6 protein-coding genes are annotated in these 12,460 nt (G+C 76.0%); 5 read left to right on the top strand and 1 reads right to left on the bottom strand.

Annotated elements, in window-relative coordinates:
- Nucleotides 1-16: 16 nt before the first annotated feature.
- Nucleotides 17-178: a hypothetical protein gene (locus ACQPYE_RS21475; protein WP_498713818.1), complete on the bottom strand. Its 162-nt coding sequence runs from the start codon at nucleotides 176-178 to the stop codon at nucleotides 17-19.
- Nucleotides 179-373: 195 nt separating this feature from the next.
- Here ACQPYE_RS21475 and ACQPYE_RS21470 point away from each other — a divergent pair, with 195 nt between their 5' ends.
- Genes ACQPYE_RS21470 through ACQPYE_RS21450 form a run of 5 tightly spaced genes read left to right on the top strand, consistent with a single transcriptional unit; the run spans nucleotide 374 to nucleotide 12,410 of the window.
- The gene (locus ACQPYE_RS21470; protein ID WP_498713816.1) at nucleotides 374-1,255 is read left to right on the top strand and encodes a DUF4132 domain-containing protein; all 882 of its coding nucleotides are present in this window, start codon (nucleotides 374-376) and stop codon (nucleotides 1,253-1,255) included.
- Nucleotides 1,252-6,096, top strand: coding sequence for a hypothetical protein (locus ACQPYE_RS21465; RefSeq protein ID WP_498713811.1), 4,845 nt, complete (start codon nucleotides 1,252-1,254; stop codon nucleotides 6,094-6,096). Before ACQPYE_RS21470 ends, ACQPYE_RS21465 begins: the two co-directional genes overlap by 4 nt.
- Nucleotides 6,093-7,238 carry an ATP-binding protein gene (locus ACQPYE_RS21460; RefSeq protein WP_498713809.1) on the top strand — a complete coding sequence of 382 codons (1,146 nt, stop codon included), beginning with the start codon at nucleotides 6,093-6,095 and terminating at the stop codon, nucleotides 7,236-7,238. Before ACQPYE_RS21465 ends, ACQPYE_RS21460 begins: the two co-directional genes overlap by 4 nt.
- Nucleotides 7,219-10,662, top strand: coding sequence for a DUF5682 family protein (locus ACQPYE_RS21455; protein ID WP_498713807.1), 3,444 nt, complete (start codon nucleotides 7,219-7,221; stop codon nucleotides 10,660-10,662). Before ACQPYE_RS21460 ends, ACQPYE_RS21455 begins: the two co-directional genes overlap by 20 nt.
- Nucleotides 10,659-12,410: a hypothetical protein gene (locus tag ACQPYE_RS21450; protein ID WP_498713805.1), complete on the top strand. Its 1,752-nt coding sequence runs from the start codon at nucleotides 10,659-10,661 to the stop codon at nucleotides 12,408-12,410. The genes ACQPYE_RS21455 and ACQPYE_RS21450 overlap by 4 nt, the downstream gene beginning before the upstream one ends.
- Nucleotides 12,411-12,460 lie beyond the last annotated feature (50 nt).

Here is a 12,460-nt window from a genome sequence, read left to right as displayed (position 1 = left end):
GACGTGATCATTTCGGTCAACGGGCGAGAAGATCACGGCGGGCCCGCGCGGGCGGGCGGGGCGACCGGCGGCGCACTTCGGCGCAACCGACGATCGCCACACCCGCCAGCAGCGGAAGGACCATGGCCCCCTCGACCGCCAGCGCGCACGTGAGCGCGATCCACAGCAGCAGTCTCATGGGGAGAGGTTAGGGAGACGCCGGTCACATTCGCACCTGATTTGGGCAAGGCTTGAGGTAAAGCCGCCCGATCGTGCACCCCGGCCGCCGGTCACCGGTCACGACGAGGCGGCGAACCGGCCGACCTGATCATTTTGTCGGACCCCCTCGCTAACCTCCGCGCCACACCGTCGTGAACGACTCGCAGGAGGAACCGTGGGCTGGCTCGATGCCCAATCCGAAGATGGGCACGCGTCCGGGTACCAGGTGCGGCTGGGGGAGAACGGCCGCGTCCAGTGCCGCAACGGCAAGGGCAAGGTGCTCTCCTCGGTCCCCGCGTCGCTCAAGGACGACCCGAGGGTCGTCCAGCTGCGCCAGCTCGCCGAGTGGCTGTCCCGGCACCGCGCCGAGTGCCTGTCCACCGTGGACGGCTGGATGGTGCGCTCCCTGCCGGTCCCCACGGCGCTGATCGCCGAGGTCTGGGCCGACGCGGCGTGGGCCGACGCGCTGCGCGACCTCGTCGTCACGGCCGATGACGGCGGTGGCGCGGAGACCGGGTTCCTGCGCGACGCGGACCCCGAGCGCGGGCTGGGCGTGGTGACCCTCGACGGGGACACCCGCCGGCTGAAGCCCGAGGTGGTGGGCATACCGCACCCGGTGCTGCTGGACGACCTGGAGGAGCTGCGCGAGTTCGGCGCCGAGCTCGGCGTCGAGCAGCAGGTGCAGCAGCTGTTCCGGCAGACGTACGCCCGCCCGTCCGGGTTGGCCGGCAAGACGTCCGTCGAGGACTACTCCGGCGGCAGGTTCGAGCAGCTCAACCACGCGCTGGGCCGGTGCCGCACGCTCGGCTACCCGGTGCGCGGCGGCGACGCGGTCTACTCCGCGTTCGAGGACGGCCGGGTCGTGGAGGCCCGCTACTGGCTCGGCTCGGACTACCCCGAGGGCGAGACGTGGACCGGCGAGCTGCGCTGGTCGCTGGCGGACGGAACCGCGCTGCCGCTCGCCGACGTCGGACCGGTCGCGTGGTCCGAGGGGATGCGCATGGCAGCGGCGATCCACGCCGGTCGCGTCGTCGAGGAAGCGGTGGTGGCCCCGTGAGCGCCCTGGACCCGAAGGCCCTGAGCCCGAAAGCCCTGATCTCGGCCGGAGCCGTGCTGCCCGGCGCCGGCGACGGCGACGTCGGCGAGGACCGCGACACGGTCACCGCCCGCCACTACGCCCACGAGGGTCTGGACGGCCGCGTCGTGGTGCGGCTGGTGCCCGCCGTCCTCGGCCGCGCCGAAGACCTGACCTGCGAATACCTCGGGTTCGACGCGCCCGCCCGGGTCGCCGACGTCGGCACCGGCAAGCGCAGCGCGCTCGGCTTCCCCGCGTGGGCCCTGGTGCACGACCCGGCCAACGGCCACCACGCGCTCAACCTGGTCAAGGACGTCGAACGGCTGGCTCGCACGGCCAAGTCGCGCGCCGGCGCGGCGAAGGACGGGTTCACCGCGCTGGGCGCCATGCTCGGCCGGTCCGCGCCGCACTTCCTGCCCACGTTCTACGAGCAGGCCGGGCGGATCTTCCTCCAGCACGGCAACACCGGCTACGCGGCGAGCATGTTCGGCAAGGCCCGCGAGGCGGAGGAGGTGCACGACCTCGCGGTCGACCCCGAGCGCACGCGCGAGGTGTTCCTGGAGTTCGCGTTCGCCGGCGCGCTGACCGCCAAGGCGCTGTCCGCGCACGCCAAGGGCCTGGCCCGCAAGCACGACCCGGACGCGGCCTACGAGCTGTTCTTCACGCTGTGCGTGGAACGCACCCGCGGTGGCCTGCCGCCGTACACGGGGATGCCGGAGGACGTGCGGCGGTTGGCGAAGGTCGCCGAGCGCGACCTCGGGGTGGAGGACCAGCGGCTGCTGCGCGCGATCCTGGACAGCTCCGCGATCAGCCGCGCGGGCGGCGCGTTCTGGAAGGCCTACCGCGCCTCGCTGGTGGCGTTGGCGACCGGCGACGCGGAGGTGCGCGCCCGGCTGCTGGCGTTCGTCCCCGACTCCGCGAACGTGCTCGACACGTGGCTGGACATCCTGACCGCGTGCGGCGCGACCCGCGCGCTGATCGGGCCGGACGAGGTCGAGGCGAACCCGGCCGAGTGGCTGTCGTCGGTCCTCGCGGTCCGCTCGTCGGGGTGGCGCGGCACCGGGCGGTCGGCGCGGCTGCTGGAGCTGGTCGAGGCGATGGCCGGCCGGCTCGCGGCCGACGGCGTGCCGGTCCGCGCGCTGCGCCACTACCGCCAGGGCGACCTGGACGTGCTGGACCTGCTGGTGTCGCACGACGTGCCGATCGCCCCCGGCAACCGGGACGACCAGCAGCTCGACGTCGCCGGGTGGCTGGCCGACGACGAGCCCGGCCGCCGCGACCTCGCCGCGCTGGCGACCTCCGAGCGGTTCGGCGCGGCGCTCGGCGCCGGGTTCGTCGTCCACGCCCGCTCACAGGCCCGCCCGACCGCCGTCGCTCTGGACGTGCTGTCGGCCGCGATGGCCGTGCCGGGCCTGCGCAGCGCGCTGGGCGCCTGGATCAGGGCACGGGTCGAGCGCGTCGCCGCCACCGGCCTGCCCGCCCTCTCCGACCACCTCGACGAGCTGGCCGTCGTGCGGCTGCCCGAGGCGTACGTGGACGTGCCCGAGGCGGCCGAGTCGCTCTCCCGCACCGACGTCGCCGCCGCCCTGCACCGGACGTTGCGCGCGGGGGTGCTGGACGAGCTGGGGTGGCCCGCCCTGGAGGACGCCGTCACGCGCCTGGCCGCGATCGGGACGCCCAAGGACGACGGCGTGGTGGTGTGCGGCGAGGGCTGGCCCGCGCTCGTGCTGCGCCGCGGTGAGACGTTCGTGGTGGTCGGCCTGGACGGCGTGCTAGCCGAGCACGTCTCCCGCATCCCGGCCGACTCCCGGCGCCGCTGGGGGTTCGAGCCGACCGCGTCGTGGTTCGACGGTGTGCTGCTCGTGCGCTGGCACGGCCCGGACGGCGAGCTGGCGTACTGGAGCGACGCGCCGGACCACGTCTTCGCGTCCGGCGAGGGCAACCGGAACTACTACCGGCACGAGGTGGCCAGGGCGTCCATCGCGCTGCCCGGCGGCGGCCGGTTCACCGGTGAGCGGGTCGTGCACCCCGGCGACACGGTGGTGCCGGCGCTGTCGGAGGCGTACGGCGACGGCGTCACCGTGTGGACCGGCGCGTACCACGACCACGCGTGGCGCTGGTTCGAGGTCGACCCGGCCACCGGACAGCGCGGCCGGGCGAGCCTGCCCCGGTTCGTCGAGGACTTCGCGGCCGACGGGGCGTCGCTCCAACTGGCCCAGTGCGACCTCCGGCCCGCCGTTCCCGCGACGGAGGCCAGTCCGCTCGGTGCGGCCGACGGCCGGCACGGGTGGCGGGTGCGCCGCGAGGCGGACGGTTCGCACGTCGGTGAGGGCGTGGACGGCCGCCGGGTCCGGCTGGCCGAGGGTTCCCACGTCCCGACCGGTGTGCTGCGGCTGCCCGGCGGCGCGGACCTGACGCTGGCGACCGGCAACCGGACGATGGCGGTGCTCGACGCCGAGGGCGTCGAGCTGGCGACGGTGTCGCCCGCCGCGCAGCACCCGGCGTACGCGACCGGCACGCCGTTCGTGCCGCCGCTGGAGTGGTGGCACCTCCTGCGGTCCCGCGACGAGGCCGGTTCCGCCGCGCTGCGCGGCGTGACGCGCGAAGCCGTGGACCGGATGCTCGCCGCCGCCCGCGCGGAAGGGGCGGACAAGCGCACGATCCGCGAGCGGCTGACGGCGCTGGTCAAGGGCGAACGCGGCGGGCTCGCCGACGTCGTCACCGCCGCGCTGCCCGGCCTCACGCACCCCGCGCTGATCACCGGCGTGGTCGACCTGGTCCGCCGTGCCGCCGGGCTGGAGCGCTCCTACCGGGGGTACGCCGAGGTCGCCGAGGCCGCCCGCGCGGTCGACCCGGTCCTCGCGCCCACCGGGCCCGACGTCACCGAGGACCAGGTGAACGCCGCGCTCAACTGGTTCGGCGGCTACCGGTCCTACAACTCGCGCGGCCTGGTGCCGACCGGGCTGCCCGCGTTGATCACCGCGCTCGGCGAGGCGGTCGCGCGGCCCGAGGCGCGCGCCCTGCCGTTGTCGAACGCGCCCCGCTGGTTCGACGCGCTGCCGCACCTGGCCGCGCTGGCGCACCGCGCCGCGTCACCGCTCACCCCGGACGACCAGCGGGCCGCGCTGGCGCTCGTGCTGCGGTCGGTCGCGGACGGCGGCCTGGCCGACGGCGCCGGGCACTGGCGGACCGTCGGCGTGGTCGTGCACAAGGGCGAGGCCAGTCCGAAGGACCGGGTCGTGCCGGTGCGCGACGGGTTCATCGCCCTGTTCGAGACCCAGTGGCGCAACGACCCGGGCAGCCGGTTCGACGGCGTGCAGTTCAGCCGCACGCCCGGTGCGTTCGACCTGCCGAAGGACTGGCACGTCGAGTCGGCCCGGGAGGTGCGCACGCCGTTCGGGCCCGGGCGGGTGGCCCGGTTCCTCGACGTGCTCGCCGAGCGCGGCCCCGCGCCGTGGTTCCCGGAGGCGGTGCCCGCGCTGGTCGAGCTGACCGGGCTGGGCACGGCCGAGGCGACGTTGCTGCTGGCCGGGCTGCCCGGCGTCGGCCGGTGGGACGCGAACTTCCTCGCCACCGAGGACCGGCGCCTGCTCGGCCTGTCCTCGGGCGCCGCCAAGGCCGCCAAGGAGCGGTTCCGCGGGTTGGCCGACCCGTTCCGGCTCGAACTCGTCGCCGCCGCCGTGCCCGCCGACCCGGCCGACCTGTGGACGAGCGGCCCGGACGTGGCCGCGGTCGCCGAGGTGTGGACCGCCGCGCACGGTCGGCGGTCGCCGGTGCCGGACGACGTGCTGGTGGACGCGGTGAAGCTGCTGAACCTCCGGAACACCGGCGAGTACGTGGCCGGCGTGGTCAACCCGGACCTCACGCCGTGGCTCGTCGTGGACGCCGAGCTGACGTTCACCGGCACCGAGCTGGAGGCCCGCCGGCCGGACGGGTTCGACCGCACGGCGCTGTGGGCGGTGCCGGAGGTGCTGGCGTGGCTGGCGCACCGGCTCCCGGCCGGCTCGCCGCTGCGCGCCCGGCTGCCGGAGGCGCTGGCCCTGGCCAGGCAGCGGGTCGCGCACCCCCGCTTCGCCATCGACCTCGGCCGGTGGGTCGCGCTGGACCGGGTGTGCGCGCTGCTCGGCGTCGACCTGCTCACCGCGGAGGGCGTCCACGGGTTCCGCGACTGGCTGGAGCTGGCCCGCGCGGGCGACGAGTACTGCCGCCTCGTGGTCCGGCCCGGCCTCGTCGGACCCGCCGACCGGGAGCTGTTCGTCGCCTTGACGGCGCTGGCCGGCAACGAGGACGTGCTGCGGATGCTGGACCGGCTGGCCGACGACCGCCTCACCGCCCTGTGCGCGGTGCCGGCGCCCGAGGGCGTCGACCCGGCCGCCTACCACCAGGACCCGATGGTGTCCGTCCCCGCGCTGGTGGCGGAGGTCGCGACGCGGTTCGGGCTCACCGAGGACGCGGCGGCGCTGTACCTGCAACTGCTCGCCCTGCCCGATCCCACGGACGCGAACGTGGCCAGGTGGACCGGCTGGAAACCCGCGCGGCTGCGCCAGGCCCGGGCCGCGCTCGCCGAGACCGACCTGGTGCTCACCGCGAAACGGGCCAGGGCCGGCCGGTCGCTGTTCCTGCCCGGCGGGTGGCTGGCCCTGGCCACGCCGCACCTGCCGCTGGAGAGCTGGAAGGCGCCGATGTTCGACCACACCACCGGGCGGCCCGGCGTCATCGTGCCGCGCGAACCCGTCGCGGACCTGTTCGCCCGCGCCTGGCAACGGGTGCTCGACGGCGACGCGCCCGCCTACGAAGAGCTCAGGACCGGAGGACGCAAGTGACCGCACCCAGGCAGGTCGAACCCGCCGAGGACGCCTTCCGCGAGGAGTTGGCGTTCCTCGCGGCCTACGACAGCGGGCCCCGCCCGCCGGGGTGGCGGCTCACCCCGCGTGCCGTCGTCACGTTCGTGATGGGCAGCGGCGACCCGTTGGCGCTGCCCAAGGGCGTGTCGGTGGACGGCGTGCCGAACCGGCTGGTGATCGGCGCCAAGTTCGTCGGCGAACGGGCGCTGGTCGAGCGGGCCGTGGTGACGCTGGCGGGCGAACGCGGCCTGCTGCTGGTCGGCGAACCCGGCACGGCCAAGTCGATGCTGTCCGAGCTGCTGGCCGCCGCCGTGTCCGGCAGCAGCCAGCTGGTCGTGCAGGGCACCGCGGGCACCACCGAGGACCAGTTGCGCTACGGCTGGAACTACGCGCTGCTGCTGGCCGAGGGGCCGAGCCCGCGCGCGCTCGTGCCGTCACCGGTGTTCACCGCGATGCGCGGCGGCGGCGTGGTGCGGGTCGAAGAGGTCACCCGGTGCCTGCCGGAGGTGCAGGACGCCCTGGTGTCGATCCTGTCGGACCGGCGCATCGCGGTCCCCGAGCTGTCCGGCACGGACGGCGCGACCGTGCACGCCGCGCCCGGCTTCACCGTGATCGCCACGGCGAACCTCCGCGACCGCGGCGTGTCGGAGATGTCGGCGGCGTTGAAGCGGCGGTTCAACTTCGAGAACGTCGGGCCCATCGGCGACCTGGCGGCCGAGACGGCGTTGGTGCGGCGGCAGGCGCGCGCCGCGCTGGAACGGGTGAGCGCGCCGTTCGCCGTGGACGACGTGGTGCTGGAGGTGCTGGTCACCGCGTTCCGCGACCTGCGCAACGGGGTGTCGGAGGAGGGGTGGGCGGTCGAGCGGCCGTCCACGGTGATGAGCACGGCGGAGGCGGTGTCGGTCGCCACCTCGCTGGGCCTGGCCGACGCGTACTTCCCCGGTGACCGCGACCCGCTGTCGTTGCTGCCCGGCCACCTGCTCGGCGTGGTCCGCAAGGACGACCCGGGCGACGCGGCCCGGCTGCTCGGCTACTGGGACGGCGCGGTGCGGCGGCGGGCCGAGACCGGTGCGCGCGCGTGGCGACGGTTGTGGGAACTCCGTGACGTCCTCGATGCGTGAGCTCGCCGAGCACCGGCACCCCTACCTGATCGGGGTGCGGCACCACTCGCCCGCGTTGGCGGCGGTGGTGCCCGCCCTGCTGGACGCGTTCGCGCCCGAGGTGCTGCTGGTCGAGCTGCCGGAGGAGTTGGGGGAGTGGCTGCCGTTCCTGGCCGATCCCGACCTGGTCGCGCCGGTCGCGCTGTCCGGCGCGTCGCGTGACGGCGAGTTGGCGTTCTACCCGTTCGCGGACTTCTCGCCGGAACTGGCCGCGATCCGCTGGGCGCACCGCAACGGCGTGGAGGTCCGGCCGTGCGACCTGCCGCTGGCGTCGCGCGGCGACGGGCACCGGGCGCAGGTGCGGGGCGCGTCGCCGTTGACGGACGCGTTGCGCGGCGCGACGACCGGCCGCGACGGCGACGACCTGTGGGACCGGCTGGTGGAGGCCGCCGCGCCCGGCCAGACGCCGGAAGCGGTGCGGCGGGCGGCGCTGCTGGTCGGCTGGGCGTTGCGCGAGGACGCCGCGGGTGTCGGCGTGGACCCGTACGACCTGCGCCGGGAGGCGTGGATGAGGCGGGCCGTGCGGGACGTGGGCGGACGGCGTTGCGCGGCGGTGATCGGGTCGTTCCACGCGGCGGCGTTGGTGGACGGGCCGGTGGACTCCTCGGTCCCGGGCGCCGGTGACGTCGTCACGTCGTTGGTGCCGTACGGGTTCGCCCTGCTGGACGAGCGCTCCGGCTACCCGGCGGGCATCCGCGACCCCGAGTGGCAGCAGGCCGTGCTGGAGGCGGCGGGCGACCCGGACGCGGTGGAGGCCGCCGCCGCCTCGCTGATCGTGCGGATCTGCGCGCGGGTGCGGGAGCTCGGCCACCCGGCCGGTCCCGGTGAGGCGCGGGAGGCGTTGCGGCTGGCGGTCGACCTGGCCCGGCTGCGCGGCCTGCCCGCGCCCGGTCGCGGCGAGCTGGTGGAGGCGGTGCAGACCGTGCTGACCCACGCCGAGCCGCTGGGACGTGGCCGGGTCGTGGCCCGGGCCGCCGGTGACGTGCTGGTGGGGCACCGCACCGGGGTGCTCGCGCCCGGCACGCCCCGGTCCGGTCTGGCGCCGGCGGTGGAGGCGCTGGTCGCGTCGCTGCGGCTGCCCGGTCCGGACTCGCGCGAGCCGGTGTCGCTGCGGCTGGACCCGTTGCGCTCGGACCTGGACGCGCGGCGTGAGGTGGCGCTGCGACGGCTGACCGTGCTCGGCGTGACCTACGGCGAGGAGACCGCGACCACGGGCGTCGGCGGCGGTGACGCGCTGAGCACCCGGTGGACGGTGGCGTGGACCCCGGCGACGGCGGCGACGTTGCCGGTGGCCGGGTTGTGGGGCGCGACGCTGGAGCTGGCCGCGTTCGGCCGGCTGCGGGCCCGGCGCGCCGAACGCGAGGAGCAGGGCGGGCACACATCCGCCGCCGTGCTGGGCGACCTGCTGGACGCGGCGCTGTGCGGGTTGCCCGGGATGGTGGACGCGCTGTTGGCCGACGCGGCGACCGTGCTGCCGTCGTCGGCGACGTTGCGGGAGCTGCTGGCGGGGCTGGACCTGCTCGACCGGTTGCGCGCCGGTCACGTGCCCGGCACGCCCGGCGACGTCCTGGCCGCGCACCCGTTGTTGGCGCTGGACCTGGAGACGGCGGCGGTGGCCCAGCTCGACGGGCTCGCCGGGTCGGAGGACGTCGCCGACGCGCGGGCGCTGGTGGAGCTGGGTCAGCGGCCGGGGGTGCACGGGCTGCGGCTGGAGGCGTGCCTGCGGGCGTTGGCCGACTCGAGGACGCCGCTGATCGCCGGTGCGGCCGGCGCCGCCCGGGTGCTGCTCGGCCTGGCGCCCGCTTCGGTGCTGGGTGAGCGGGTGGCGTCGTGGGTGGACGGTGCGAGCACGCCGGAGCGGAGGGGCGTGCTGCGGCTCGGGCTCACCGGGGTGCTCGCGGCGGCCGGGCCGTTGCTGGAGACGCCGGAAGCCCTGTCGCCGTTGCTGGACCGGGTGGAGGGGTTGGGGGACCGCGACTTCCTCGACCGGCTGCCCGCGTTGCGCGGCGCGTTCACCTCGGTCGGGCCGGCGGCCCGGGCCCGGGTGCTGGCGGTGGTGGAGGAACGCACCGGTGACCGGGTCGACGCGGTGGGCGCGCCGGACCCGGAGCTGCTGGCGGTGTGGTTGGACGCCGAGCACGCGGCGGCGGACGCGCTGCGGGCACACGGCCTGCTGCCGGATCGGGGGTCGGCAGGGTCGGCTGCTGTGACGGCCGTTGGTGATCTGTCGGCTGGGTCGGCTGCGAAGGCCGGTGATGGTGGTGGGGTGTCGGCCCTGTCCTCAGCGGGCGGGTTGGCGGTTGGCGTTCGGTGGCGGTTGGTGCTCGGGGCGAACGGCGAACGTCCGGCGGGCGCGGGCCGGTACGCCGCCGCGTTGGACGAGCTGTACGGGCGTGACCGGGGCGAAGGCGCGGCGCGAGGTGATCTCGGCGCCGACCGCTCCAGCCCGTTCCCCGACGTCCGCGAGTGGTCGGAGGAGCTGCGGGACCTGTTCGGCGAGCACGTCCGCGAGGAAGTCCTCGCGGCGGCGGCGGAAGGTGGGCGGTTGGAGGCGGCGTTGGAGATCGATCCCGGCTCGGTGCGGCCGTCGGTCGACCTGCTGCGCAACGTGCTGTCGTTGGCGGGCGGGTTGTCGGAGTCGGCCCTGGCGCGACTGCGGCCGCTGGTCGCGCGGCTCGTGCGCGAGCTGACCGACCAGCTGGCAAACCGGGTGCGACCCGCGTTGACCGGGATCCAGCTGCCGACGCCGACCCGTCGCCCCGGCGGCCGGCTGGACCTGCCGCGCACCCTGCGGGCCAACCTCGCCACCGCGCGCCGCGCCGCCGACGGCCGCGTGGTGGTCGTGCCGGAACGCCCGGTGTTCCGCACCCGCGGGCGCAAGGCGAACGACTGGCGGCTGGTCCTGGTGGTGGACGTGTCCGGCTCGATGGAGGCGTCCACGGTGTGGTCGGCGCTGACCGCGTCGGTGTTCGCCGGGGTGTCCGCCCTGTCGACGCACTTCCTGGCGTTCTCCACCGAGGTCGTCGACCTGACCGACCGGGTGGCCGACCCGTTGTCGTTGCTGCTGGAGGTGCGGGTGGGCGGCGGCACGCACATCGCGGGCGCGTTGCGCCACGCCCGTTCCCTGGTGACCGTGCCGGAGAGGACGATGGTGGTGCTGGTCAGCGATTTCGAGGAGGGCGGTCCGGTCGGGCCGCTCGTCGCGCAGGTCCGGGAACTGGTCACCTCCGGGGTGACGGTGCTCGGCTGCGCGAGCCTCGACGACCGCGGCGTCGCCCGCTACTCCACGTCGGTGGCGGGCGCGCTGGTCGCGGCGGGCATGCCGGTCGCCGCGCTCAGCCCGGGTGAACTGGCCCGCTGGGTGGGGGAGAAGGTGCGCGGATGAGCGTGCCCCCGGTGTTCCCGGCGGTGGTGGCCGACGTGCTGGACGCCCTGCCGCCCCGCCTGCGCAAACGGGTCGACGCGTCGCTCGGACGTGTGGCCGAGTGGGCCGTGACGGTGGACGCCGACACGGCGAGTGCCGTGCTCGACGCCGAGACCACGCTCACCTGGACGTTGTGCCAAGGCGTGCTCACGACGGCCGACGACCTGGTGTGCAGCTGCCTGATCGCGCCGAAGTGCCTGCACCGGGGTGTCGCCGTGGCCGCGGCCGACGTCGCGGAAGGCGCCCAGGAGCCGGTCGCGGCCCCCGATGAGCCCGAGCCCGTCCTCGACACCGTCGAGGCGACGTCCGACGACGAGCGGGCGGCGGCCGACGCGCTCTGGGAGGCGTGCGGGACGGTCCTCCGCGCCGGCGCCACGGGCAGTGGCGCCGTGGTCCGGGCCGGACTGCTGCGCGCCGTGCACGTCGCACGCGTCGCGGGCCTGCACCGTGCCGCCGCGAACGGCCTGCGCATCGCCGCCGCGCTGGCCGCCGCACGTGCCGGCGACTCGTCGTTCGACCGCGAAGCGCTGACCGCCGAACTGGTCGAGCTGATGCTGCTCTGCCACGACCTGCGCACGGGTGTCGGCTCGACGGCCGTGCTGCGCGGCACCGCCCGACGCGAGTACCGCCCGATCGGCTCCCTGCGCCTGTACGGCCTGTGCACCGAGGTGGTCGTCGCCTCCTCCGGGTACGCCGGGGTGGTCACCCACCTGGTGGACGACGGTGGCGTGCTGTGGACCGTGCCCGCGATCATGCCGGGCGGCGCGGAACGGGTCGCCGCCGCCGCGAGCGGACCGGTGGCGTTCGGGGAGTCCGGGCTCAGCCAGCGCGAACTGGGCCGCGGGGGTCTGCTGCTCTCCGGCGGCACGGCGTCGCCCGACCACCGGCTCGGCGCGGGCAAGGCCGTCCGCGCGGTGGCCGCGTCCGCCGCGTCGTGGGACGAGCCGCCGTTGGCCGGGCTGTGGGCGCGACCGCTGCCGGACCAGGTGACCCGCGCCTTCCACGCCCACACCGAACCCGAAGCCCACCGACCGGCCGGCGCGGACCTGCTGTTCGTGACGGGCACCGTGCTCGGCGCGGCGGGCGACGCGCTGCGACTGGCCACCGCCGGGACCGCCGGGACCCGCGCGACCCACGTGGACCTCGTCGGCGACGGCGACCGGGCGCGCGGGAACCTGCGGGTCCTCGCGAACGCGCCCGGCCTCCGGCTCCGCGTCGTGGCACGCCTGCTGCCCGACCGCCCCGGCACGGCCGTCGCGCTGGCCGTCACCGGCGACCTCGACCTGCCCGCCGACCTGCGCCACCACGTGGACCTGGGCCTGGACCGACTGCAACGCTCCCACGTCGCCGGGGACGGCGCCCGCGAGCTCCCGGCGCGCCCGGAGCCGGCCGAACGGCTCCCGCGTCCCGCGCGCCCGCTGGAGAACGTGCTGCACCGCATCGCGCTCGGTGGCCGCGCGGTGGCGGCCGTCACCTCGGCCAGGCGCGAGGTGGCCACCCTGACCCGCAACGGCCTCACCACCACCGCGGACCTGCTGGCCGACCTGGCGGACGCCTCGCGCGACCGCGGCCGGGACGCGTTCGGCCGGGTGGTCCGCGACGAAGGCGACGACTTCCCGCTCGCGTGGCTGCGCGCCGGCCTCCACCTCCGCGAGTTCACCCGTGCCGCCGCCCGGCGCGCCTGGCTGACCGAGGTGGGGTCGGGATGAGGTGACGTGACCGGACGACCATCCGCAGCCCGCGGCGATGGCGGAACCAC

It is taken from the genome of Actinosynnema sp. CA-299493, from assembly GCF_050946825.1.
GTDB lineage: Bacteria > Actinomycetota > Actinomycetes > Mycobacteriales > Pseudonocardiaceae > Actinosynnema.
This window is presented reverse-complemented; position numbering and strand designations above follow the sequence as displayed.